Genomic DNA, 22,932 nt, shown 5'->3' on the forward strand with positions numbered 1-22,932 from the left:
GGTTCGCCTCCACCCTCGGGGTGATCCCTCCCTGGTGATCTTGCGGTCGCGATCATCAAGGACTTGTAGCGATCCTACCAACCTTGTCAAGCGCAGGCGAGTCGGAGTGCTCATAACGCAAGGTCTGTACTGAAAGCGGTGGAGTTCCGGTCGGACAACACAGCATCAGGATCAATGACCAGTGGCGGATCTGTTTCGTGTGGACAGACGCTGGACCGGAGGAGGTGGAGATCGTTGACTACCACCGACAGGATCGAGCCGATCCACCCGGGCGAAGTCCTCATGGAGGATTTCATCGAGGGATTCGGGATCACTCAGAACAAGCTCGCCGTGTCCATCGGCGTCCCGCCGCGGCGGATCAACGAGATCGTGCACGGCAAGCGGGGAATCACAGCCGATACAGCCGTGCGCCTCAGCAAATACTTCGGCCCGTCCGCCGAGTTCTGGATGAACCTGCAGTCGCACTACGAGTTGCGGATCGCGCGCCGAGTTTTGCGCGAACAACTCGACGCGATCTCACCTCTGGAGTCCGCATGACGGCCGAGGTCCTCCTTTCGGGATACCTGATCTGTGTGAACGCCGACGAGGCCGATTGTGTCGAACGGCTCCTACCGCGTCACCTCGACCTGACGCGGGCCGAGCTGGGTTGTTTGTCCTTCGTGGTCGACCGGACCGACGATCCGCTGGTCTGGCGGGTTGACGAGAGATTTGTCGACGAGGCGGCGTTCGCCTTCCACCAGCAGCGAGTGGCGAACAGTGAGTGGGGAAGGGCCACCGCCGACATTCAACGCAGCTATGCGGTCACGATCGGGGAACGCTGACGGCGTACGTTTATCGGTCGCGTAATCCGGTCGAGTTCCGGCTTGCGTTTTAACCCCTGCCGCGATGGCGGGACTCGAGAAGCTCGAGCCACTGGTGGTCGGGGCTCTCCTCGCGGAGAGCTTCTCCGAGCCATGCGAGGCTCGCTTCATCAAGAAGTGGCAGGCAGCGATTGAGGTCGAAAGTATCCTTGGCTCGAGCATGCTTGGCTTTCAGGAGAAGTTGGACTTCGGGGCGCAGGTAAGTAATTCCGGCGCGATTCCAGAGGCATTCATCAAGTGGCCTCGTGACGTGCGGAGCTCGCTTGTAGTGCCAGGTGGTGCCTCGGACATTCTCGAGCAGTACGTCGTACTCCCATGGCTCGGCCCCGCTCACACGGAGCCAAAGGTTTCCGCACTCGTCCAAGATCGGTGTACTTCGGTTCGGAAGGATCGGAGTCAGACTGCCGGACGCGGCCCACACATCGAGACGCGATGAGACGAAGTCAACAAACTGTTCGACCTCTTCGCGCGGGACACCGAGATCGAGGTCGCCATGCTCGCGGCCCGAACCAACAAAGGCATCGATTGCCCAGCCTCCGGCGATCCACCATCGGCCGGGATAGTCGCGGAGCAGGTCGGCGGCGTCCTGCGGGGTGCGGTGCTTCCATGGTCCATACAGTCGCAGGACCTCGTCATGATCGAGCATCTCGGCAAATTACCAAAGCCCGGACACGTCCTCCTGCGTCGGCAGGCCGCGCCGATTATCGACCCGAGCCTCCAGCCGGCGAGTCATAGGTTGCTATGTGTGGCGACGTGGTCGAGTTCTGTTTTCAAACGACATCAGGTGGCAAAGCCGCCGGTAAGTGACCTGTTGGTCGGCTCGTGGCATGACGGCGCGGACCAGGTCACGCGAAGGAATCGGCGATTGCCAGCTCCGCACCACACGCGGGGCAAGTCGATACGCCAAAGTAGTAGTGAAGGTTCTCGGCCACAGTCGCCCGCCCGTGGATGTCGGCAAGGCTCGAGAGCCGAGCTTCGTGAGTTCCCTCGGTGGGCTCTGCTCCCACCACATCTCGCTTGCCCTCCGCTGTGTTCCCGCTCGTAACACTTGGCGGACTGTCATCGAACCGAAGGAGCAGCTGTGTCCCACAGCCTCCACACTCGAGTGGCGCCTCACCATCGGCGAGGTAGGCGAGAGTTCGTTGCCAGACGCCCAGGTCTTCGAAGGCTGCGAGCGTTTCGAGGCCGTAGATGAACTCGGTGTCACTCTCAGCCAGTTGCAACGCCGAGACAGCAACGTCGCGGAGGCGGGAAATTGCGGGAGCGTAGGTTGCTCGCATCACATTCGGGTTCGCCGGCCCGTCCGTGGAAGCAAGGATCGAGCCGGCCAGTTGGAGTCCAGGGATGAAGCCGCGCACCGGTTGTCGCGAACACATGTCGGCCAGGAGCGGGATGGCCGCATAGCTCGCGCTGTACACCGTTCCTTGGTGGCAGAGGTGACTCCACACGTCGTCCCACGCCGGTCCGAAGGTGACGCCGGATTGCTCGGCAGCCGCAAGCAGAGCAGGAACATGCACGGCTGAGCCGTATGCATCGTCCAATTGTGCCCAATCGGTCATTCGTCAATGGAACCACGAACGGCAGTCTCGTTTCGGCATGAGGGCCCGGATCGTGCGAAAGACCTGATTCGAGAATAGGTTTGGACCGGAACACAGATTGGATCCGGCTGCCGTGGCAGTTCCGCTTCGACGTCAGCGTTGACGCGCCTCCCGTTGTGTATTGCGACGAGGGGGTGGTTGTGTGCGAGTCCGACGGGAATCTCGCACACAACCACCCCCTCGCGCGGATCAGTTGCGGTGCGCGTGTACTTTCTCCGCGCGCACGTCGTCGGTCTCCTGCCGACCGGCAGTCCACGCGGACCACAATCGGTGATAGATGCCGCCACGAGCGAGCAGCTGGTCATGGGTGCCCTGCTCCACAACCTGACCCGAGTCCATGACGAGGATGTTGTCGGCACGTGCGGCCTGGTCCAAGCGGTGCGCAACCACCAGTGCGGAACGACCACGGGTCACTTCGTCGGCAGCATCTTCCAACGCCCCCGCCCCGGCAGAGCCGGCCTCGGCGGTTGCCTCGTCCATGATGACGACGGCCGGGTCGAGAAGCAGGACGCGAGCCAGTGCGAGCTGTTGCGCGGCCACCGGATCGAGCTGGATTCCCCGCGCACCGACCACCGTGTCGAGACCTTCGGGTAGCCGGTCGAACCACGGGCGCGCATGAACCAGATCGAGTGCCGCAAGGAGTTCTGCGTCGGTGGCATCGGGCTTGGCGAGAGTCATGTCCTGGCGCAGGGTTCCGGAGAAGACATGCACTTCCTGGCTGACCATGGCGAGACGTGCGATGCGCTCACGGTCGGACAGCGAGGACACGGGGCGGTCGTCGACGAGCACCACACCGGCATCGGGTACTCGCAGTCCCGCCACAAGCGCTGCCACCGTGGTCTTTCCGGCTCCGGATGCACCGACAATGGCGACCGTCTCGCCCGGGCCGATGGTGACGTCGATATCGCGTACCGCCCAGGAATCGCCGTAACCGAAGCTGACGGCGCGCAGCTCGACGCGACCTTGCGGAGCATCGACGCCGCTGTCGGGTACCGGCACCGGTGGATCCGTCACCACTCCCACGACACGCGCCAGCGAGGCATACCCGGACTGTACGACGTCGAGCACGCGCATGAACGTGTTCAAGGGACCGCGCAGCCGGATGATCATGAGGACCGCGCCGGTTACGGCACCTACGGTAAGGGCGCCTGTGGACACCAGGTGATATCCCATCGACAGCGCGATCGTCAACATGAGGAACTCGGCGCCGAGCATCCAGGCGTTGAGGCCGAGCATGGTGGTGCGTGCCCTGATCCCTTTGCGGACCACGCTCCACGAGGCGTTCCCGATCTCGGTGTGCATGCGGCCTTCCATCGAGAACGCACGCACTGTCGCTCGACCCCGGATGGCCTCCAGAACGCGGCGGGCGCGCTCGGCCATTGCCGCGCGTTCGTCGGCGTAGCGTCTGGGCGCCTTGCTGAGGTAGAGACGCGCGGCAAGGTAGTACACCGGCGCGACGATGACCGGGATGATCAGGAACTGCCAATCCAGCGTGAACAGGGCGATGACGGTGGCAATGACCGTGAACAACGAGGTGGAGAGCGTCGGTACGGTCTCGGTGACGGCAGCCGACAGTTCGGCGACGTCATCGGTGGACCGGCTGACGAGGTCACCTGTGCCTGCATCCTCGACTCGGTGAGTGGGCAGCCCGAGGGCGGTGCCGACCATGTCCTGGCGGAGGTTCGCGATCACCCGCTCGGACAGCCGGGCCACCAGATAGAAACCGCAGGCGCTCATGACCGCGCCGGCGATCGCCGCCGACATCAGGCCTGCGCCGATCGGCCACAGTGATTGCTGGATATCGCCCATCACCACGTCTACGATCCGGCCCATCAGCTGCGGCACCAGCACTCCGGCGTAGGCGCCGAGGCCGAGCAGCACGAGTGCGAGCAGGAACAACGGCTTCGCGTGGCGGACCCGCCCCAACTGGTGCGCTACCTCGCGCCGCACCTGACTCAGGGTGGCCAGGGGAAATCGAAGGGTGGTGTCGGCCTTGACGGGTGGGGTCGGGCTCGTCGGCGAACTCATACGGTGGCCCCTGCCAGTAGCTCCTCGGTTGTGGCCTTCAGATCCTCCGCACTCAGGTGGTTGGCAGCGACAGCGTTCCATGCAGGGGCCTCGCTGAATATCAGCGTGATCTTGCCCGCCCGGTGGCGGGACACCTGTTCGGCGATGTTCTGTTCTGTCACCGAATCCACCGCGGTGGTCGGATCCTGTAATACGAGGAGTTCGGGGTCGAAGGCGATTGCGCGCGCCAGGGCCACGCGCTGGCGCTGACCGCCGGACAGCATCCGCCCGTTCTCGCCGACGCGCTTGCCGGGACCTTCCGGGATGTCGTTGCAGCAGGCGACGCGGAGTGCTTCCTCGGCCGTGGCCCGGTCGGGGTGGACGTTGTCGGCGACACTGCCGTCGAACAGGTCGGCCGCGTGCGGGACGACGATCACCCTGGTCCGGGGCAGCGACTCGAGTCGGGCGACCAGCTCGTGATCGGTGCCGCGGACGACGGTGAGGCCGGTCGGTAGGGTCGCCATGAACCGGGTGGCCTCGGCCGCGTCGACCTCGCTGGTGCGCTCGAAGTCTGCTCCGAGAACCTCGCGGATGCGCCGCCCGGATGCCTCGGCGGAAGCCCAGCGCGAGGCGAGGTTCCTTCCGAACATCGTCATCGGAGTGATGAGGAACTGGGTCAGGCCCACGACCGTGATGAGTTCACCGATGGTGACCTTTCCATTGAGTGCGAGCGCGCCGGTGGCGATGCCGAGGGCGGAGACGAAGATCGCTCCGGCCGCCTCGGTGGCACCGTTGAGGCTCGCCTCAGCCCCGTTGGCGCGAACGGTCTTGCGATAGGCGATGTCCGAGACCTCGTCATAGCGATTCCGGACAGTGACGATTGCGCCCAGCCCCTTGAGGATGCGCAGCCCTTGGACCACATCTGTGGCGGTCGCCGCGGCCTGCGCGATTGCGTGTTGACGTGCCACCGAACGACTCTGCAGCGGCCGGGCCACCGCGAGCGCAACGACCACGAGGAGGGGCCCGCCGATGAGGGTTGCCAGGCTCAGCCAGGGATTGATGGTGAACATCATGATGGCGCCGTAGGTGATGGCTGCAGCCTCGGCCACCGGCATGACCGTCATCATGACGATGTCACCGACCCGGTTGGTGTCGGACGACGCGATCGACAGTAAGCCGCCGGCGGTGCGCTCGCGACCGGCGAACCCACGCGGATCCTGGATGCGGTCGGTCACCATGGTGCGCAGGTCATGACTAACCAGTTGCTGACTTCGGATCAGCATGAAACGCGCAATCCAGTTCACGCCGATGGCCACCACGAAGAGGCAGCCCAGCATCAGGATCCAGAAACCCAGCCGGTGGAGTGACGAGGTGGCGATGGCTTCGTCCACGGCCTTGCCCACCACCACGGGCGTCAGACCGTTACAGACGAACGAGGCTGCCATGCCTGCCGACGCAACGAAGCTCCACGGGCGCTGGGAGAGCGCCACCTTCAGCGTCCACGCCCGCGCATCGAGCGCGGGCATCTTGGATCTGCCTCCGCCCGGCCCGGGAAGCGCCGAATAGTCGATGGCACTCTCCTGTCCAGGAGAGTGGGGGATATCAGGCATAAGGGACGATATTACTTTGTAGGCAAAGTAAAGGCTCTGGTCGCGTGCCTCAGCCGGGCGAGGGCGGCGACCGCGACGGAGCGATTCCGTCCGACCGTGGTGGTTGCGCCGGACCCGTCGAGCGGCGCCGCCCTCGAATGTGCAGTGGTTTCCGGTGCACCGTTACCGGTGAGCCGGGGTTGCCGGTCGAACGCGCCTGAACGAAGGGAGTTCAGGGACGCTCACCCGATCAGGGGAGTGCCGCGAATGCCTTCTTGGTGTCGTTGTACCAGCCCATCGCCTTGATCGGGTGCTTCCACCGCTTCTTCATCTCCTCGTGTGCCGGAACGTGATCGGTGTCGCCACTGTGAACGGACTCCCGTAGGTGACGGTCCTGCGCCTTGATGATCTCGTCGGCTGTTTCGCCGTGGAGGTCTGTGTCGCAGGGCCCTCCGAGCTCTCGGCAGGTCATGGATTTCATCGGATCTCCTTCGAATGAGGTGGGGTGTGGGGGAGGTTCAGCTGACGGCACGTCGCACGAGTGTGATGATCTGCATCTCGACGTCGTCGGTCATCTCGGTGATGGCGTAGTTTGTAGGCCACATGGCGCCGTTGTCGAGTTGCGCTTCGTCGCTGAACCCGAGAGTTGCGTAGCGAGCCTTGAATTTCGCGGCGTTCTGGAAGAAGCAGACGATCTTCCCGTCGAGTGCGTAGGCAGGCATGCCGTACCAGGTTCTCGGTGCGAGCTGCGGTGCGCTCTTTGTGACGAGTGAGTGGATTTTCTCGGCGATCTCACGATCGCGCCCCTGCATCTCGTCGATCTTGGCGAGTACGGCCTGTTCGTCCTCTGCGGCCTTCCGGTCGGCGGAGACGTGTTTCGTCGACGCGCGTGCCTCGCGCGCACGCTCTTTCATGGCCGCTCGCTCTTCGGCGGTGAATGTCTGCTGTTCGTCGGTAGTCGTGTGTCTTGTGTCGGTGCTCATCGTCGTTCCTCCCGTGTTGTTCCGCTTCCGACTCGTAACGGCACGGTTCGTGCCGTTACGGATAAGTGTGCGCTCGAGGGTTGGGTGCTGTCAACGGCACGATGCGTGCCGATATCATGAGGGTATGGATGATCGAGAGCACTCGTCGCCGGAAGCGAGGGCGCCGCGGCGCCGAGGGGAAGCGCTGACCCGTCAGTTGTTGGATGTCACGCTCGGGCTTGCGACCGAGGCGGGCTACCGCGGTCTGACAATCGAAGCGGTCGCGCAGCGCGCAGGAGTCGGGAAGCACACCATCTACCGCCGCTGGTCGTCGATGCCCGAGCTGCTCCTGGACGCACTGAACCACGTGTGGATCACCGAACTCGACTACCACACGACGCGCGGCATCCGCGCGGATCTACGCGAACAGTTCCGCCGGTCTGTTCACGCTCTCTCCACACCGCCGATCGGCCCCGTCTACCGAGCGGTCATCGCCGAGGCCCAGGCCGATCCGGAACTGCGGAAGACGTTGCACGAGCGGTTCCTTGCGACAGTCGAGCAGAGGACGCTCGATCGCATCCGGCTCGCACAGCAACATGGCGAGCTCGAGTCCGGCGTAGACCTGACGATCCCCGCCGAGGTGCTCGCCGGGGCGCTCTACTATCGGCTGCTCCTGACCCCGCGACCGGTCGACGAACAGGTCATCGACGGACTCATCGACATGTTCCTCGCCGCCTACAGCGTCACCGGACAATAGCTGCGAAGGTGCGGCAGCGTCTCAATGCTCCGGAAGCGGGATCTCGCTCAGCGTCAGCCCGGTGACGAATCGTCGGAGCTCTCCTGACAGCGGATCGGTGAATTCCAGTTCCCGCGCGAGTAATTGGAGCGGCAGGGAATGGTCGTCCGGAGACTCGGGAAGTAGATCGGGATACCAACGGTCGCCCAGGATTCCGATACCGAGCGCGGCCAGATGCACCCGCAGCTGGTGCATCCGGCCAGTGTGCGGACGCAGGATCGTGTGGAGTACAGCTCGTCCGGATGCGCTCACACCGGAACCGAACACCTCGACCACGGTTTGGGAGTTGGGTTCCCGGCCGTCGTCGACGACCACTCGCAGTTCGCCCTTGCGGGCCTCGATGTGGTTCCGGAAGGTGACGGGACACGCGTGTCCTGCGAGCGTCGGCGAGCCAGCGTCCCAGCCGGGCGGTAGTGCCGAAACCGCCTCGTAAACTTTCGTGACCTGCCGCTTCTCGAACAGTGATTGGTAGGCGCCGCGTGTTGCGGGACGGGTCGAGAACATCACCAGACCGGCCGTCGCGCGGTCCAGTCGATGAATCGGCGTCAGGTCGGGGTTGTCCAGGCGGATCCGCAAGCGGACGAGTGCCGACTCACGCAGGTAGCGCCCGCCCGGAGTGGTCGGGAGGAAGTGTGGTTTGTCTATCACGACGAGGTCGTCGTCGATATGAATGATCTCTTCGTGGAACGGCACCGGATCTTCCACGGGCAGTTCGCGGTAGTACCAGATGAATCTGTGTGTGCCCAATGCGGTGCCGCGATCGATCGGAGTACCGTCGGCTCCCACGATCTCGCCGGCATCGAACCGCTGATACAGGGTGTCCGCGTCCATGTGATCGAATCTCGCAACCACGTACTCGGCGATCGTCGACCACGGACCGGTCGTCGGCACACTCAGACGTGTCGGTCCGACTCCGTTCTTGACGGGCAGCGGTGAGGGCATCGGCACGGCGCCGATTCTCCCACCGCCGTCCACGCGGATGGCCGACGGGACCGATAGCGCCGGGATTACCAGGAAGTTACGAGTTTCGTCGACGTGGCGCGCGGAACACGCCGGTCGGTTACGGTTTCGGCAGCAGATCGATTCGAAAGGTCGATAGCCATGCCGCTGTACGACTTCCGGTGCGCCGAGTGCGGTCCGTTCGACGCATCGATCCCGATGAACGACGTCGGCCCGTCCACTGCATGCCCTTCGTGCGGGCAACACGCGCCCCGCGCGATCACGGCGCCGCGTCTCGGTCGCGGCTCTTCGACCGCGATGCGCCTGCACGATGCGACGGCGCGCACGGCGTCCGAACCCGGGGTCGTATCGGGTGAACTCCCCGGTGGCCCGCGGCGTGCGCCCCGTCCGGTCTCGACCGACCCGAGGCATCGGCTGCTTCCGCGCCCTTGAACCCGCTTTGACCGAGATCGACCGACCCAGGAGGTCCAGTGCCCGACGTCGTCTTTCCGCTCGATTCGACACGCCGCTTCACCGACCAGGACAAGATCGGTCACAACCGCTGGCATCCCGACATCCCGTCGGTGGCCACGGTGAAGCCGGGGGAGTCGTTCCGGGTGCACTGCCGGGAATGGTTCGACGGGGAAATTCACAACGACGACTCCGCTGACGACATCCGCAACGCGCCGCTGGACACGGTGCACGCGTTGTCGGGGCCGTTCGCGATAGAGGGCGCGAAACCCGGTGATCTCCTGGTCGTCGACATTCTCGACCTCGGCCCGATCCCACAGGAGGACTCCGGTCCGCTCGCGGGACAGGGCTGGGGCTACACCGGCATCTTCGCCAAGCCCAACGGTGGCGGCTTCCTCACCGAGCAGTTCCCCGACGCCTACAAGGCGGTCTGGGATTTCTCGGGCCAGAAGACGACGAGCCGCCACATTCCGCACGTCTCGTTCACCGGCATCGTTCACCCAGGACTGATGGGAACGGCGCCGTCGCATGATCTGCTGTCCACCTGGAACACCCGTGAAGCCGCGCTGATCGCGACCGACCCCGAACGGGTGCCCCCTCTCGCGCTACCACCGGAACCGAACGGTGCGATCCTGGGCAGCCTCACCGGGGCGGACTTCGACCGTGTCGCGGGGGAAGGCGCACGCACGGCCCCTCCCCGCGAGAACGGCGGCAACCAGGACATCAAGAATCTGACCAAAGGCAGCCGGATCTTCTATCCGGTATTCGTCGATGGCGCGAACCTGTCGGTCGGCGACCTGCACTTCTCGCAGGGCGACGGCGAGATCACCTTCTGCGGTGCCATCGAGATGGGTGGCTTCATCGATCTGCGTGTCGATCTCATCCCGGGCGGAATGGATACCTACGGGGTGAGTGAGAACGCGATCTTCATGCCGGGGACCACCGACCCCCAGTTCTCCGAATGGCTCGCTTTCTCGGGTACCTCGGTGACGCTCGACGGTGAACAGCGTTATCTCGATTCGCAATTGGCGTACCAACGGGCGTGCCTGCACGCGATCGAGTACTTGACGAAGTTCGGGTACAGCCCGGAGCAGGCGTACCTTCTCCTCGGCGCCGCACCGATCGAGGGACGGCTGTCCGGAGTCGTGGACATCCCCAATTCCTGTGCCACCGTCTATCTCCCGACCGCGATCTTCGATTTCCCGTTGTCGCCCACGGTGGACGGCCCGGTGCGGATCGATCCGGGAATCGGGGCGCCGCGTTCTCCTGCGTGAGCCTCGCGATTCCGATCGCGGCAGGATCCGTAGACGTATGGAGCGGCACTTCCACGGGGAAGACGCCGACGCCATCCCCGCCGGCCGAGTTATGTTCGTCGTATGGGTGAAATGGTCGGGAGGTTTGAGAACACGCGGTCCGAGGAGCATTTTCTGAGTGCCTTTGACAAGGCGATGACGAAGTGGCCCGATCGTGAAGATCGTTCGGTGGAGACGAGTTTCGGGTCGACCATGGTCTCGACGGTGCGCAGCTCGGGGGCCGGGGACCCCCTCGTACTCCTGCAAGGTGGGGGCAGCACCGTCGCGGTCTGGGATCGGTTCGCCGAGGCGTGGCAGTTCGACCGGCCGATCATCGCGGTGGACACCGTCTGGGATGCCGGTCGCAGCGTGCAGCGCCGGCCCGTCGCCGATGGGAGGGACGTAGCAACTTGGTTGGGAGAGACACTGTCCGGCCTGGATATCGATCGCGCGCACCTCATGGGTTACTCGTACGGTGGGTGGGTCGCGCTCAACCACGCCGTCGAAGCGTCCGAACGTCTCCTCAGCGTCACGGCGATCGAGCCGCCCGGAGCGATCGTGAGAATGCCCGTGCGTGCGTGGTCGAAGATGCTGCGAATGCTGCTCGGCGATGATGAGCAGTATCGGGCATACCTCACATGGGTGCGTGGAGGACGGCTACCGGAATCCACGATGCTCGACCTACTGATGGCTGCTCGTACCGACTTCGTGCAGCGGGGGACGCCGCGCCCGACACGGCTGACGAAGGACCAGTGGAAAGGCATCCGAACGCCCTTGATGATCATGCTCGGGGGTCGGAGTCGGCTGGTTCCGTCGATACGTGCGTCGAAGGTGGTTCGCGACGTCTCACCCCAGGCCGAGCTGCACATACTCCCTGATGCAAGCCACGCGGTGCTGGTGGATGAGCCGCAGGCGGTCATCGACCGGGTTCGCGAATTCGTCGCTCGTCACGATCGGTAGGCCTATTGCAGACGAGGTCGAGATCTGGGTAGCTGAATGTCGTGCCATTCATCGACATCGCATCGACCGTCCGCCGGACCACCCGCCGGACCACCCGCAACAACAACTGTGCCGTCGGTGCGTAGACCGAGCGTGTGAGTGGAGCCCGCCGCGACCGTGACGATGCCGTGCCACTCGTGGACGTCGCACTGCCCGTGACTGTTGTCGCCGACGGCGCGAACCCTGCCGCTCGCGAGCACGCCGACGGTGTGATGACTCCCTGCGGCCACCGATGTCACTCCGGCCCATTCGTCTACGTCGCACGCACCCGACTTACGTTGCCCGGCAGCGAGAACGGTTCCGTCGGTTCTCAGACCGACGGTATGGAGGTATCCCGCGGTGATCGCGGTGAGGTTTCGCCAGTCGTCCATCTCGCACTGTCCGAATCGATTGTTGCCCGTGGCGACGGCAGTACCGTCGTTCCGGACGCCGACGGAATGCCAGTCACCGGCGGCGACGTCGACGACCTCGCGCCAGGAGTCGACATCGCACTGCAGTTCGTTGTTGCGGCCGGCGGCCACGACTGTGCCGTCTGCCCGCACTCCGAGCGTGCGGCGCCAGCCTGCAGCGACCGCGACGATTTCGTGCCATGTGCCCACGTTGCACTGTCCGTCGCCGTTCCACCCCGTCGCCATGACCGTCCCGTCGGACCGCAGGCCGATGGTGTGAGACCTTCCTGTGTTCCGGGCGGTGTGCACATTCCCGGCAGCCACTGCGACGATGTTCCGCCATCCGGGAACGTCGCACTCGCCGGCAGAGCCGTTTCCTACAGCGACGACGGTTCCATCGGTGTGGAGTCCAACGGAATGACGTCTCCCTGCGGCGATCGGTGAATGCAGGCCGGTGATCATGCCGTGACGCTATCCGGACGATGCGTGAACTGTCCGTTCAACGGCGCAGAACACCTCGATGATCCGAAATGGGGCAGGGTACGACACAATGGTCGCGAACCGATCGAAGAGGAGCGATTCATGTTGAGCACCATGCAAGACGCACCCTTGTCCATCGCGCAGATTCTGCGCCACGGCAGCTCCGTTCACAGCGAAGCGGAGGTGGTGACCTGGACCGATTCCGGTGCGCGCCGGCGTAGCTACGCCGAGGTCGGCGACCGTTGCGCGCAGCTTGCGCACGCTCTACGCGGGCTCGGCGTGAACGGGGACGAGCGTGTCGCGACGTTCATGTGGAACAATGCCGAGCACCTCGAGGCGTACCTCGCGATACCGGCGATGGGCGCGGTCCTGCACACTCTCAACATCCGCCTGTTCCCGGAACAGCTGATTCACGTCGCCAACCACGCCGAAGACCACGTGATCATCGTCGATCCGACTCTCGTGCCTCTGCTCGCGCCGCAGCTCCCGCAGCTGACGACCGTCAAACACGTGGTCGTCACCGGCGACTCGACCGCCGGTCTCGAGGTTCCCGACGGTGTGCAGCTGCATACCTACGAAGGGCTCATCGCCGACCAGCCGACCACCTTCGACTGGCCCGAAGTGGACGAACGGTCTGCGGCCGCGATGTGCTACACATCCGGGACCACCGGGGACCCGAAGGGTGTCGCATACTCGCACCGCTCGATCTACCTGCATTCGATGCAGGTGTGCACGACCGAGGGGCCTGCCCTTCGGCAGGGCGACCGGGCGCTGGCGGTGGTTCCGCAGTTCCACGCCATGTCGTGGGGTCTGCCGTATGCGGCGTTCATGATCGGTGCGTCGCTCATCATGCCGGATCGTTTCCTGCAGCCTGAGCCGCTCGCCGCGCTCATCGCCGCCGAGCGCCCGACCTTCGCTGCCGCTGTCCCGACGATCTGGCTCGGACTGCACCAGTATCTCGAGGAGCATCCGCAGGACATCTCCTTCATGAAGGAGGTGCTGATCGGTGGATCGGCGGTTCCGCCGTCGCTCATGCACGCGTTCGAGACGGACCACGACGTGCAGGTCCTGCACGCTTGGGGAATGACCGAGACGTCGCCGCTGGGTTCGGTGGCGCGACCGCCGGTGAGTGCCGAGGGCGACGAGCGGTGGCGCTACCGGTACACGCAGGGACGATTCCCGGCGTCGGTGCAGGCCCGTCTCGTCGGTGATGACGACGTGGTGGTTCCGAACGACGGCGTGAGCATCGGTGAACTCGAGGTTCGCGGGCCGTGGATCACAGCCTCCTATTACGGTGTCGAGGCACCCGACAAGTTCCACGACGGGTGGTTGCGCACGGGCGATGTCGGAACCATCACTCCGGACGGCTATCTCACGTTGACGGATCGCACGAAGGACATCATCAAGTCCGGAGGCGAGTGGATTTCCTCGGTCGATCTGGAGAACGCGGTCATGGGGCACCCGGATGTCCTCGAAGCAGCGGTGATCGGTGTGCCCGACGACAAGTGGGACGAACGTCCGTTGGTCGCGGTGGTGCTTCGTGCCGGGGCCACTGCCACAGTCGATTCGCTGCGCGAGTTCCTGTCGGACAAGGTCGCCAAGTGGCAGATTCCAGAGAACTGGACCGTCGTCAGCGAGGTTCCCAAAACCAGTGTCGGCAAGTTCGACAAGAAGCGCTTGCGGTCGCAGTACCACGACGGTGGGCTGGACATCACCCGGATCTGACGCGGACCCGCAGGGCCTGCCGCACCGTCAGCGGTGCGGCAGGCCCTGCGCCGTCAGTTCACGGACGAACCCGAGTGCCCCTTCCACCAGAACCACGCCGCAGTGACGATGACCGCGCCGGCGATGGAGCCGATGATGCCGCTGGGACGGAAATCGATGCCGTCCCCTGCGAGCAGACTGATGAGCAGACCGCCGACGAACGAACCGCCGACTCCTGCAGCAAACGCCAATGTCCAATCGATTCCCGACGCGGACTTGCCCAGAATGAGCTGTGCACCTGCGCCGACGAGAATTCCGAACAGGATGATCCCGATGATCAGCATTGCCGGAGTATATGCAGGGGATTCATTCCGACGTGGCGATTCTCGACGGGACCTCGACTACGGCACCTGGAATGTGGCGATGCCGGGGGTGGTCGGTCCGGCCACCGTCGAGGCCAGGAGGACGGCGACCTGCCCCGCGCCGGTGTCGATGGTGGCGAATGCCGGAATACCGTTCAACCCGTCCGACAGGCGGGCAGAGCCGGATTCTCCGGTCGACAGGTTCACCCATTGCACATCCGCGGAGAGGAGACAGCCCCAACCGTCCTCCTTCCCGCCGGTGATCGTCACGACGCCCGGCTCGTCGCCGACCACCGCGACGCAGCGGACCGACGGAGCATCGAAGCTTCCGTTCGGATTCCCGTAGGGCGCCGGATCGATCTGGAACGGAATGGTCGCGGAGGCCGAAGCCACCCCTGCCGTGAACAGTGCAGATGCAGCGATAGTGGTGGCGAAGACTCCGGCGGCGCGCATCAGGCGCATATGCGACCTCACTTGTCGGTTTTCCGGTTCACCATTTCGGTGATCCAGATGGGTGCGAACGGTGACGTACAACCCCGGGAAGTCGGATAGTCCTCGAGGACTTTCAAACGGTTGCCGATATCGAGGGCCCGGGCGCGATACTCGGGGTGCTCGATCCCGATCTGGGCCAGGCAGGTGTTCATGGCCCACTGCAAGCGTTCCGGGGCATCCTTCATCTGCGCTTCGATGGTGTCGAGCAGGCCGGCGAGATCGAGACTCTCGGGTTTCTTCACGACTCGTTCGGAGGTCAGGGCCCAACCCGCGCTTGCCACGACCGGATCCGGATCGTCGAACCACAGGACGCGCAACTCGTCGGCGTGCGGGCTCTTCTTCACGATGTAGTTGACCAGCCAATCCTGGACTTTGGGGAGGCGTGCTTCCCGCAACATTGTGTCCAGGGCGTCGCGCGTGAACGCTTTCGGCCGGCTGATGAGGATTGCGAGCAGTCTCGCAGCGCTGTCGCCTGTCTCCCAGAGTTGCTCGGCGAGGTCCTGCTGGACCTTCAGTCTCTTGGCGATCGCGCGCAGCTGTCCGAGGTTGACCCCGTGGTTGTCGCCGTGCTTGACGTTGACCTCACGGATCTTCGGGTCTTCGAGCTCTGCCAGTTCGGCCATCAGCTCCGTCACTGTCGGCGGTTTCACCGTGGTTCCGGCCACCGTTCGCTCCGTTCTTCCCTGGTTCGGAAATCACACTACGTGCGTTGATCACCCGTTGATCCCGTTACGCTGCCACCGGCCGCTCAGTGGTCTATGAGGCCCAGTGGTCTCTAGGGCCGAGTGTTCGCTGACGCACTGTTGCCGTGCAGATGCGCGCGCTCTCCGTTGTGATCGAGAATGGTGAGAATTTCGACGACACCATCATGGGCACTGATCGCGTGCGGCGTCATCGTCGAGAACTCCGCGGCATTGCCCTCCTGGATGAGGATGGTGCGCTCGCCGAGTTGGAGGCGAGCTGTGCCGCTGAGGACCGTGAACCATTCGTGCCCGGGGTGGACCGGCAACGTGTCGGTGGGGCGGGGGTCTTCGTTGGTGATGCGCATCTTCGCGATGGTCACTCCGTTCAGGGAACGTTCGCGGGAGAGCAGCCAGGTGGTGAAGCCGGGGGTGTCGTGCGGTTGCGGCCTGATCACCACATCCTGGTCGTCATCGGATTGGACCAGGTGATCGATCGTGGTGTCGAGTGCGCGCGCGATCGGGACGAGCTGATCCAATGCGATTCTGCGACGGCCGGTTTCGATGCGACTCAGGTTCGAAGGACTGATGTGGCAGCGGGCTGCCAGCGCATCGAGTGTCCATCCACGTGCGAGTCGCAGACTTCGGATGCGCTGCCGGACGACCTGGTCCAGATCGACGTCTTCTTGCTCCATGGGCAAAATGATATGCCGAATATGCATTGATCGCTATAGCGTGGAGGAATGCATCAGCACAGTCATCATCACGCGCACAGGCACAGCGACTCCCCGGCAGACCTGCTGGATCTCGATGCCGAGGTCCATCGCGAGTACCTGGAAGGCGTGGTCGACTGGATCGCCGATCGGGTCGATCCCCGCATCATCGTCGACGTGGGGGCCGGGACGGGGACAGGTACGCGCGTTCTCGCCGCACGATTCCCCGAAGCAGAGGTGATCGCCGTCGATCGGTCGCCGGACATGCTGGCCCGGGTCCGCGACACAGCCGGTCGGCACGGATTTCAGGACCGAGTGAAGACTGTCGAGGCAGATCTGGACGCCGGTTGGCCGGCAGTCGACTCGGCCGATCTCGTGTGGGCGGCATTGTCGCTGCACCACGTTCAGGAACCCGATGCTTTCCTGCAGCAACTCCACGACTCGCTGAATCCCGGAGCGCTCCTGGTGGTCCTCGAAATTGAATCTCAACCGCGATTCCTTCCCGACGAGATCGGGATCGGCACACCAGGGCTCGAGACGCGCGCTCACGCGCTCGCGGGTGAACGCGGGTGGAACAATTATCCGGACTGGAGCGAGGACCTCGAACGTGCGGGCTTCGAGCTCGAAGCTGTGCGCCGCACCGAGATCGACCTCGACGGTACCACGCCGACCGCACGAACCTACGCCCGCACGGTGTTGAGCAAGCTTCGAGTCGGACTCGAAAGCAGCCTGTCTGCAGACGATCTCGACACTCTGGCGGAGTTGACCGCAGAGCGCGGCCCCCACACGGTGCTGAGCAGAAACGACCTGAGAGTCCGCGGGTACCGAACCGTATGGGCAGCAAGAAAACTCGACCGAGGAGCAAACTGATGAGTTCGACCACCGGCCTGCCGGCCATTGCACACTACGACGTTGCGGTGATCGGGGGTGGCGCAGCAGGGTTGAGTGCTGCGACCGCGCTCGCCCGCTCGCGACGCTCGGTGCTCGTCGTCGACGCAGGAGAACCGCGCAACGGCCCGGCCGAAGGCGCGCACAATGTCCTCGGTCAGGACGGTGTTCCACCACTCGACCTGCTGGCGGCCGGCCGCAAGGAAGCGATCGGTTATGGCGCAGAGTTACGTGTCGACACCGCGATAGCGGCGCGACGCGAGGGTGATGCGTTCGAGGTGGACCTCGAGGGCAGCGGAACCGTCCGGGCGCGCCGGCTCGTCCTGGCATCGGGACTCGTCGACGAACTTCCCGACCTGCCCGGCGTGAAGGAGATGTGGGGCAAGAAGGTGCTTCACTGCCCTTACTGCCACGGATGGGAAGTGCGCGATCAGCGGATCGGCGTGATCGGGTCGAGCCCGATGAGTGTCCACCAGGCACTGCTGTTCCGGCAGCTCACCGCCGACGTCACTCTGTTCACCCACGCGATGCCGGAGCTCGACACCGACGCGACCGAACAGCTTGCGGCACGACAGATCCGCGTCGTCGCCACGCCCGTTTCGGGACTCCGGGACGAGGGCGATACCGGTGTCGCCGTCGTACTCGACGGCGCTCCGGAGGCCGAGCTCGACGCGGTGGTGGTTGCCCCACGATTCCACGCCCGGGCAGACCTGTACGAACAGCTCGGCGGAACCATGACCGAACACCCGCTCGGAGCATTCATCGATTCTGATCCGATGGGCAAGACCGAAGTCCCCGGAGTCTGGGCTGCAGGCAATGCGAGTGACCTGTCGGCGATGGTGATGGTGGCATCGGGAGCAGGTGTGATGGCCGGTGCCGCGGTGAATGCAGATCTCGTCATGGAAGATGTTGCTGCCGCAGTAGATGCGCGCGCCGGACGGTGACGAGCCGGCTCATGATTCGCTCGATGTCGTGGGGGAGGAGGGCGCCGTCGCTGAACGCGTCCAAGGGGACCGTCGAGATGAACGTGGTGGTGATGTCGCGGTCGTAGAGCACGTCGACGACGTTCGCGAAACGTTGGGACGGTTCCCGGCCTGCGCTACGTAGGTCGGGGATCTCGCTGATGACCCAATGCCCGAACCGCTCGGCCAGGGCGAGATAGTCCGCCGGCGCGGTGGTGTCGACACACAGGTCGGAGAAGTCGATCCAGAGTGCCGCGCCGGCACCACGCCGGAGACGGATGGGGTGGCCGGTCGGTGCAACTGTCACCGCTTCGTCCGGTTGGGGGCGCGGAGGTGCGGAGTCCGGCGCGATCCACGAGCCGGCAGCAAACCCGGTGCCGTGACTCGACACGGTGCGGTAGTCGACGGGACCGTCGACCGCCACGACGGTCAGATGCTGTTCGATCAACTCGATGGTCGGCACGAAGTCGTCATGGAACAACGGATTCGGCATGAGGGATCGCGGTGGATAGTTCGACGTCAGGACGACGGTGACGCCATGGCTCAGGAGTGCGGGCAGCAGACGTGAGAGAAACTTGCCGTCGGCAGGATCGTGGACGTGGAATTCGTCGAAGCACACCACATCCACTCCGTCGAGCAGTTCGTCCAGCGCGGCGGCGAGGTTGTTTCGGTGGCTCCGGATGGCGGAGTGCAGGTTCCGGAAGAACTCGTGGAAGTGGACCCGACGCTTGCGGTGGGTGGGCAGTGCATCGAAGTACATCGACACCAGCCGGCTCTTGCCGCGTCCGACCGGCCCCCACAGGTACACGCCGCCTTCGACGGACGAGAGTTCGAGTGCGGCCTGTCGCTGCGCTGCATCCAGGGTGATTCCGAGTTTCTGTGCGGCGGAATCGAATGCCTCAGGCCCTACCCGGTGAAGTCGGGCTGTTCGAGCTGTCCGGCGGAACCATCCCATGACCGATACTCTACTATCGTAGAGCCTGGGAGGATGGAGACATGCCTCACCGCTCTTCGCGCCGCGACCTCATCTGTGACGCTGCCCTGGATCTCGTCGCAGAGGGCGGAAATCACGCGCTCACACACCGGGGTGTCGACACCCGGCTCGAACTCGCGCCCGGGTCCACTTCGTACTACTACCGAACCCGCCAGTCCTTGGTCGCCGCCGCGATCGCCCACCTGGCACGGCGTTCGAGCGAATCCTTCCGTGCCGCGTTGCCCGAAGCGCCGCCCCGGTCGGTCGACGAGGCCAGTGCGCTGATCACCGACCAACTCGACACACTCATCGTGGACCGGCGCCGAGATGTTCTCGCCAGGTACTCGTTGGCGGTCGACGCATCCGGAAACGACGAATTGCGTGCAGCGCTGGCGGCGTGCCTCTTCTCACGTCCCGCCGCAACTGCTCTGATGGATTCACTGGGAGCCGGGGATCCGGACGGCGCGGCGCGTGACCTGATCACTCTGCTCGAAGGAATGGTATTCGATCTCACGTACGGGTCGCGGGCGCTTGCTGCCGACGCCCGGTTCGCCGAACATCGGAATTCGGTGCAGCGGGCCATCGCGCTCTGGATCGGAGCGCTCTGTCACCGATCGTCCTAGCATCGGACCATGACCACAGCGCGACAGGTGCGAAAGGCGGCGCTCTACCTCCCTGAGGTGGAGGAAGGGGCACGGTCTGCAACGATCACCTTTTCGGTGCGGGGCAAGGTTTTCGTTTCGATCGCCGACGGCGGTGTCGTCCAGTTCCTGCTCCCCGAGAAGATGATTGTCGATGCGCTGGAACGTCATCCGTCGGGTGAGCGGCTCGTGCAGCGGGGCGCCGTGATCGGATTCCGGATGCGGCTCGCCGAGATCAACGGGCAGGACCTCAACGGGTTGGTGCGTCAGGCGTGGATTTTTCGGGCCCCGAAATGGCTGGCCGCCGCATCGGTCGAAGCCGACACGGGAACATTGCCATGCCACAGCGATCTGCCCACATCCATCGGGAAGCCCGCGACACGCGCCCTGCTCGGCGCTGGGGTGGTGACGCTCGACGATGTCGCAGCCAGTTCGAAGGCCGAGCTCGCAGCGCTCCACGGTGTGGGTCCGAAAGCGCTGCGGATCCTCGCGGAAGTGCTTCAGGAGCGAGGTCGGGGTTTCGTGTCCTGAATGTCATCTACCGGCATTCGGACGTATCGCCTGCCATGATCGAGTGGCGTGGGTTACGAACCCCCACAAGGTCGGACTCACGACAGGGAGACTGCGATGACAGCCGAGCGAACGGCGGTTCGACGTCCGCGACGGCACATGCTGAGGTGGATCGTGCTCGTGCTCGCGTTGGTACTGGTGATCGCGGTGGCCGCGTTCGTGCTGAGTCCGACTCCCGGTGCTCTCGTCGTCCGGGCTGTGTTCCATCGAGATGCCGACAGGCTGACGACGAACCTCGCGGAGGGTGCGCCGAAAACCGATCTCGTCGCCGACGTCGCGTACCGGAGCGACGACCCCGACGCGTACCTCGACGTCTATACGCCGACGGGGACGACGGAGGCGCTTCCCGCGATCGTCTGGACCCACGGAGGCGCGTGGATCTCGGGAAACCGCAAGAACTACGCCGGGTACTACCAGCGGCTGGCCGACGCCGGGTTCACGGTGGTGTCCGTCGGATACTCGCTCGCGCCGGAACAGCGCTACCCGACCGCGGTGCACCAGCTCAACGACGCCCATGCATACCTGCTTGCCCACGCCGAGGACCTTCATATCGACCCGGACCGGATCGTGCTCGCCGGTGACTCCGCGGGCGCTCAGCTCTCGGCACAACTCGCCGCAGCGATCACGACGCCCACCTATGCCGAGGAGCTCGCGCTGGAACCGGCGCTGCCTGCGAGTGCACTACGTGGTGTGGTGCTCAATTGCGGCATCTACGACGTCCCTGCGATGGACGGTGCGGGTGGGCTGGTCGGGTGGGGAGTCCAGCAGGCGTTGTGGGCGTATACCGGCGACCGTGACTTCGCGGAGTCCGAAGCAGCGCGGCAGATGTCCAGTCTGTTCGTCGTCACGGAGGACTTCCCGCCGGCATTCATCAACGGCGGCAACGCCGATCCGCTCACCGACAGGCAGTCGAAACCCCTGGCCGCCAAGTTGTCCGACCTCGGCGTCACGGTCGACGAGTTGTTCTATCCCGACGACCACACCCCTGAACTGGGACACGAGTACCAATTCGACCTCTCGCTTCAGGACGCCCGCGACGCGCTCGACCGCACGATCACATTCGTCCGGAAGGTGACGGCATAACCGTCACGCGGCGGGGATCGTCAGGATCTGCGCGGCATCCTCGGTGATCGCGATGGTGTGCTCGCTGTGCGCGGTGCGTGATCCGTCCGCCGACCTGATGGTCCAGCCGTCCGCGTCGTACACGATCTTGTCGGTTCCCGCTGCGAACCACGGTTCGAGCGCGAGGGTCAGGCCCGGCCGGAGAATCAGGCCCCGTCCTGCTCTGCCCGTGTTGGATACGTGTGGATCCTCATGCATGGTGCGTCCGAGGCCGTGCCCACCGAACTCGGTGTTGACCGGATAGCCGTATTCGGCCGCGACCGCGCCGATGGCAGCGGAGATGTCGCCCAGTCTGTTGCCGGGCCGTGCGGCGGCAATGCCTGCGTCGAGCGCCTGCTGTGTTGCGTCGATCAACCGGAGGTCTTCGTCCCTCGGAGTTCCGACGACGATGCTGCGCGCCGAATCGGCGACCCAGCCGTCGATGGAGACCGCGATGTCCATGCTGAGGAGATCGCCGTCGCGCAACGTGTAGTCGTGGGGGAGTCCATGCAGCACGGCGTCGTTGACAGAGAGGCAGATGACGTTCCGGAACGGGCCTCGTCCGAACGAGGGAGAGTAGTCCCAGTAGCAGGACACCGCGCCACGCTTCGCGATGAGCTCGCGGGCTCGATCCTCGAGATCGAGGAGGTTCACACCGGGCTCGGCCCGGTTCGAGAGGTCGGTGAGCAGGTCGGCGATGAATGCGCCGGTAACGCGCATTGCGGCAACTTCTCCCGGGGTTTTGAGTTCGAGCATCCGTAGTCCTTCGTGTGGGTGACACCAAACTTTATCGGTATTTTAATACCAGGCGGTGTAGAGTCGTGCGTATGGTTCGTCTCCCGCTCACCCCGGAGCAGCTCGCCGCCGGACGACGCCTCGGTGGCCGTCTGCGCGCCGCGCGTGGCGCGCGCACCCTCGCCGAAGTCGCCGGTGAGGCGGGAATCTCGCCCGAAACTCTCCGCAAGATCGAAGCGGGCCGGATGGCGACCCCCGCTTTTGCGACCGTTGCCGCATTGGCGCAGGTCCTCGCGGTTTCCCTAGACGAACTCGCGGTACTCGCGCTCACTGTTCCGGGCGAGGAATCGGTCCGGCCGACCGGGTAGAACCCGGCCATTCGTGTTTGAACAGCGCTGCGCCGGGGTACACGTCTCCTCGAACCCTAGGTCGTATGAGTCGGAAATGGGGACGAAGCGATGGTCACGGCAACACCCGTACGGATCGATACCGCGAGTCGAGAGCAGGCTCTGACCGAGGGCAGGGCGGCGGGAGTGGTTCTCCTGGTGATCATGGTCGTGCTCGGTGGTCTTGCGGTGGCCTTCGCTGCAGATTCTCCGCTGCTCGGCGCTGCAGCGGCTGCTGCAATGGGTGTCGGTGCGCCTGTCCTCGCCGCGCTGTTGTGATCTCTTTCGAGTACGGTGAGCAGGCAGCGCGCGGGCCGGTGATCGAAGCGGTGATCCCGTAGCG

The 22,932-nt window shown here is 64.7% G+C and carries 28 protein-coding genes and 1 pseudogene; 15 read left to right on the forward strand and 14 right to left on the reverse strand.

Translation table 11 applies throughout. The annotated features are described in order from the left end of the window. Positions 1-140: 140 nt before the first annotated feature. The 3 genes and pseudogenes from MWU77_RS03155 to MWU77_RS03165 all read left to right on the forward strand — a co-directional run. Positions 141-245, forward strand: a pseudogene (locus MWU77_RS03155) (type II toxin-antitoxin system RelE/ParE family toxin); the annotation flags it as partial. Continuing rightward, positions 235-537 carry a HigA family addiction module antitoxin gene (locus tag MWU77_RS03160; protein WP_169687689.1) on the forward strand — a complete coding sequence of 101 codons (303 nt, stop codon included), beginning with the start codon at positions 235-237 and terminating at the stop codon, positions 535-537. The pseudogene MWU77_RS03155 and the gene MWU77_RS03160, both read left to right, overlap by 11 nt. Continuing rightward, entirely contained in the window at positions 534-821 is a 288-nt protein-coding gene (locus tag MWU77_RS03165; protein ID WP_169687981.1) for a putative quinol monooxygenase, read from the forward strand. Before MWU77_RS03160 ends, MWU77_RS03165 begins: the two co-directional genes overlap by 4 nt. Positions 822-870: 49 nt before the next feature. On the opposite strand, the gene MWU77_RS03170 is transcribed toward MWU77_RS03165, so the two are convergent. From MWU77_RS03170 to MWU77_RS03195, 6 genes are all read right to left on the reverse strand, one after another. After that, complete coding sequence (locus MWU77_RS03170) at positions 871-1,506, reverse strand: nucleotidyltransferase domain-containing protein (protein ID WP_169687688.1); 636 nt, start codon at positions 1,504-1,506, stop codon at positions 871-873. A gap of 199 nt (positions 1,507-1,705) precedes the next feature. Beyond that, positions 1,706-2,278, reverse strand: a complete 573-nt coding sequence (locus MWU77_RS03175; RefSeq protein WP_169687687.1) for a hypothetical protein — start codon at positions 2,276-2,278, stop codon at positions 1,706-1,708. Between the two features lie 369 nt (positions 2,279-2,647). Beyond that, entirely contained in the window at positions 2,648-4,486 is a 1,839-nt protein-coding gene (locus MWU77_RS03180) for an ABC transporter ATP-binding protein (protein WP_169687686.1), read from the reverse strand. Next, positions 4,483-6,075, reverse strand: a complete 1,593-nt coding sequence (locus MWU77_RS03185) for an ABC transporter ATP-binding protein (RefSeq protein WP_206039789.1) — start codon at positions 6,073-6,075, stop codon at positions 4,483-4,485. Before MWU77_RS03185 ends, MWU77_RS03180 begins: the two co-directional genes overlap by 4 nt. Positions 6,076-6,304: 229 nt before the next feature. Further along, positions 6,305-6,535 (reverse strand): DUF1059 domain-containing protein, encoded by a 231-nt coding sequence (locus tag MWU77_RS03190; RefSeq protein WP_169687685.1) that lies wholly within the window; start codon positions 6,533-6,535, stop codon positions 6,305-6,307. 37 nt (positions 6,536-6,572) lie between these two features. Next, positions 6,573-7,037, reverse strand: coding sequence for an iron chaperone (locus MWU77_RS03195; protein WP_169687684.1), 465 nt, complete (start codon positions 7,035-7,037; stop codon positions 6,573-6,575). 124 nt (positions 7,038-7,161) lie between these two features. Here MWU77_RS03195 and MWU77_RS03200 point away from each other — a divergent pair, with 124 nt between their 5' ends. After that, positions 7,162-7,773, forward strand: a complete 612-nt coding sequence (locus tag MWU77_RS03200) for a TetR/AcrR family transcriptional regulator (RefSeq protein ID WP_169687683.1) — start codon at positions 7,162-7,164, stop codon at positions 7,771-7,773. Positions 7,774-7,794: 21 nt separating this feature from the next. On the opposite strand, the gene MWU77_RS03205 is transcribed toward MWU77_RS03200, so the two are convergent. Next, positions 7,795-8,754: a pseudouridine synthase gene (locus tag MWU77_RS03205; RefSeq protein ID WP_169687979.1), complete on the reverse strand. Its 960-nt coding sequence runs from the start codon at positions 8,752-8,754 to the stop codon at positions 7,795-7,797. 159 nt (positions 8,755-8,913) lie between these two features. On the opposite strand from MWU77_RS03205, the gene MWU77_RS03210 reads away from it, so the two are divergent. The 3 genes from MWU77_RS03210 to MWU77_RS03220 all read left to right on the forward strand — a co-directional run bounded on the left by MWU77_RS03210 (position 8,914) and on the right by MWU77_RS03220 (position 11,474). Then, positions 8,914-9,204 carry an FmdB family zinc ribbon protein gene (locus MWU77_RS03210; protein ID WP_169687682.1) on the forward strand — a complete coding sequence of 97 codons (291 nt, stop codon included), beginning with the start codon at positions 8,914-8,916 and terminating at the stop codon, positions 9,202-9,204. 38 nt (positions 9,205-9,242) lie between these two features. Next, a complete protein-coding gene (gene fmdA / locus MWU77_RS03215) occupies positions 9,243-10,496 on the forward strand; it encodes a formamidase (RefSeq protein ID WP_247272919.1) in 1,254 nt (417 codons plus the stop codon). A gap of 174 nt (positions 10,497-10,670) precedes the next feature. Then, complete coding sequence (locus MWU77_RS03220) at positions 10,671-11,474, forward strand: alpha/beta fold hydrolase (protein ID WP_247272920.1); 804 nt, start codon at positions 10,671-10,673, stop codon at positions 11,472-11,474. Between the two features lie 2 nt (positions 11,475-11,476). Here the strand turns inward: MWU77_RS03220 and MWU77_RS03225 are convergent, their stop codons facing one another. Further along, positions 11,477-12,364, reverse strand: coding sequence for a chromosome condensation regulator (locus MWU77_RS03225; RefSeq protein WP_169687679.1), 888 nt, complete (start codon positions 12,362-12,364; stop codon positions 11,477-11,479). A 120-nt stretch (positions 12,365-12,484) separates the two neighbouring features. Between MWU77_RS03225 and MWU77_RS03230 the strand changes: the two genes are divergently transcribed. Next, positions 12,485-14,107, forward strand: a complete 1,623-nt coding sequence (locus tag MWU77_RS03230) for a long-chain fatty acid--CoA ligase (RefSeq protein ID WP_169687678.1) — start codon at positions 12,485-12,487, stop codon at positions 14,105-14,107. A 53-nt stretch (positions 14,108-14,160) separates the two neighbouring features. Here MWU77_RS03230 and MWU77_RS03235 read toward each other — a convergent pair whose 3' ends face one another. The 4 genes from MWU77_RS03235 to MWU77_RS03250 all read right to left on the reverse strand — a co-directional run bounded on the left by MWU77_RS03235 (position 14,161) and on the right by MWU77_RS03250 (position 16,315). Continuing rightward, the gene (locus MWU77_RS03235) at positions 14,161-14,430 is read right to left on the reverse strand and encodes a GlsB/YeaQ/YmgE family stress response membrane protein (RefSeq protein ID WP_247272921.1); all 270 of its coding nucleotides are present in this window, start codon (positions 14,428-14,430) and stop codon (positions 14,161-14,163) included. A gap of 57 nt (positions 14,431-14,487) precedes the next feature. Then, positions 14,488-14,910, reverse strand: coding sequence for a hypothetical protein (locus MWU77_RS03240; RefSeq protein WP_374229798.1), 423 nt, complete (start codon positions 14,908-14,910; stop codon positions 14,488-14,490). Positions 14,911-14,918: 8 nt separating this feature from the next. After that, complete coding sequence (locus tag MWU77_RS03245) at positions 14,919-15,563, reverse strand: DNA alkylation repair protein (protein ID WP_169687977.1); 645 nt, start codon at positions 15,561-15,563, stop codon at positions 14,919-14,921. A gap of 152 nt (positions 15,564-15,715) precedes the next feature. Further along, positions 15,716-16,315 carry a helix-turn-helix domain-containing protein gene (locus MWU77_RS03250; protein ID WP_169687676.1) on the reverse strand — a complete coding sequence of 200 codons (600 nt, stop codon included), beginning with the start codon at positions 16,313-16,315 and terminating at the stop codon, positions 15,716-15,718. Between the two features lie 48 nt (positions 16,316-16,363). Here MWU77_RS03250 and MWU77_RS03255 point away from each other — a divergent pair, with 48 nt between their 5' ends. Next, complete coding sequence (locus MWU77_RS03255; protein ID WP_169687675.1) at positions 16,364-17,203, forward strand: trans-aconitate 2-methyltransferase; 840 nt, start codon at positions 16,364-16,366, stop codon at positions 17,201-17,203. After that, positions 17,203-18,165 carry an NAD(P)/FAD-dependent oxidoreductase gene (locus MWU77_RS03260; RefSeq protein ID WP_169687674.1) on the forward strand — a complete coding sequence of 321 codons (963 nt, stop codon included), beginning with the start codon at positions 17,203-17,205 and terminating at the stop codon, positions 18,163-18,165. The genes MWU77_RS03255 and MWU77_RS03260 overlap by 1 nt, the downstream gene beginning before the upstream one ends. On the opposite strand, the gene zapE is transcribed toward MWU77_RS03260, so the two are convergent. Then, positions 18,119-19,138: a cell division protein ZapE gene (zapE, locus tag MWU77_RS03265; protein ID WP_247272922.1), complete on the reverse strand. Its 1,020-nt coding sequence runs from the start codon at positions 19,136-19,138 to the stop codon at positions 18,119-18,121. The genes MWU77_RS03260 and zapE overlap by 47 nt on opposite strands. Positions 19,139-19,179: 41 nt before the next feature. On the opposite strand from zapE, the gene MWU77_RS03270 reads away from it, so the two are divergent. The 3 genes from MWU77_RS03270 to MWU77_RS03280 all read left to right on the forward strand — a co-directional run bounded on the left by MWU77_RS03270 (position 19,180) and on the right by MWU77_RS03280 (position 21,450). Then, complete coding sequence (locus MWU77_RS03270; protein WP_169687672.1) at positions 19,180-19,779, forward strand: TetR/AcrR family transcriptional regulator; 600 nt, start codon at positions 19,180-19,182, stop codon at positions 19,777-19,779. 9 nt (positions 19,780-19,788) lie between these two features. Continuing rightward, complete coding sequence (locus MWU77_RS03275) at positions 19,789-20,328, forward strand: helix-hairpin-helix domain-containing protein (RefSeq protein ID WP_247272923.1); 540 nt, start codon at positions 19,789-19,791, stop codon at positions 20,326-20,328. 96 nt (positions 20,329-20,424) lie between these two features. After that, positions 20,425-21,450 carry an alpha/beta hydrolase gene (locus MWU77_RS03280; protein WP_247272924.1) on the forward strand — a complete coding sequence of 342 codons (1,026 nt, stop codon included), beginning with the start codon at positions 20,425-20,427 and terminating at the stop codon, positions 21,448-21,450. A 3-nt stretch (positions 21,451-21,453) separates the two neighbouring features. On the opposite strand, the gene map is transcribed toward MWU77_RS03280, so the two are convergent. Further along, positions 21,454-22,224, reverse strand: coding sequence for a type I methionyl aminopeptidase (gene map, locus MWU77_RS03285; RefSeq protein ID WP_247272925.1), 771 nt, complete (start codon positions 22,222-22,224; stop codon positions 21,454-21,456). 71 nt (positions 22,225-22,295) lie between these two features. Here map and MWU77_RS03290 point away from each other — a divergent pair, with 71 nt between their 5' ends. Continuing rightward, complete coding sequence (locus tag MWU77_RS03290; RefSeq protein ID WP_169687668.1) at positions 22,296-22,571, forward strand: helix-turn-helix domain-containing protein; 276 nt, start codon at positions 22,296-22,298, stop codon at positions 22,569-22,571. A gap of 90 nt (positions 22,572-22,661) precedes the next feature. Further along, the gene (locus tag MWU77_RS03295) at positions 22,662-22,868 is read left to right on the forward strand and encodes a hypothetical protein (protein ID WP_169687667.1); all 207 of its coding nucleotides are present in this window, start codon (positions 22,662-22,664) and stop codon (positions 22,866-22,868) included. Positions 22,869-22,932 lie beyond the last annotated feature (64 nt).

Source organism: Rhodococcus sp. F64268 (assembly GCF_023015605.1).
GTDB lineage: Bacteria > Actinomycetota > Actinomycetes > Mycobacteriales > Mycobacteriaceae > Rhodococcus.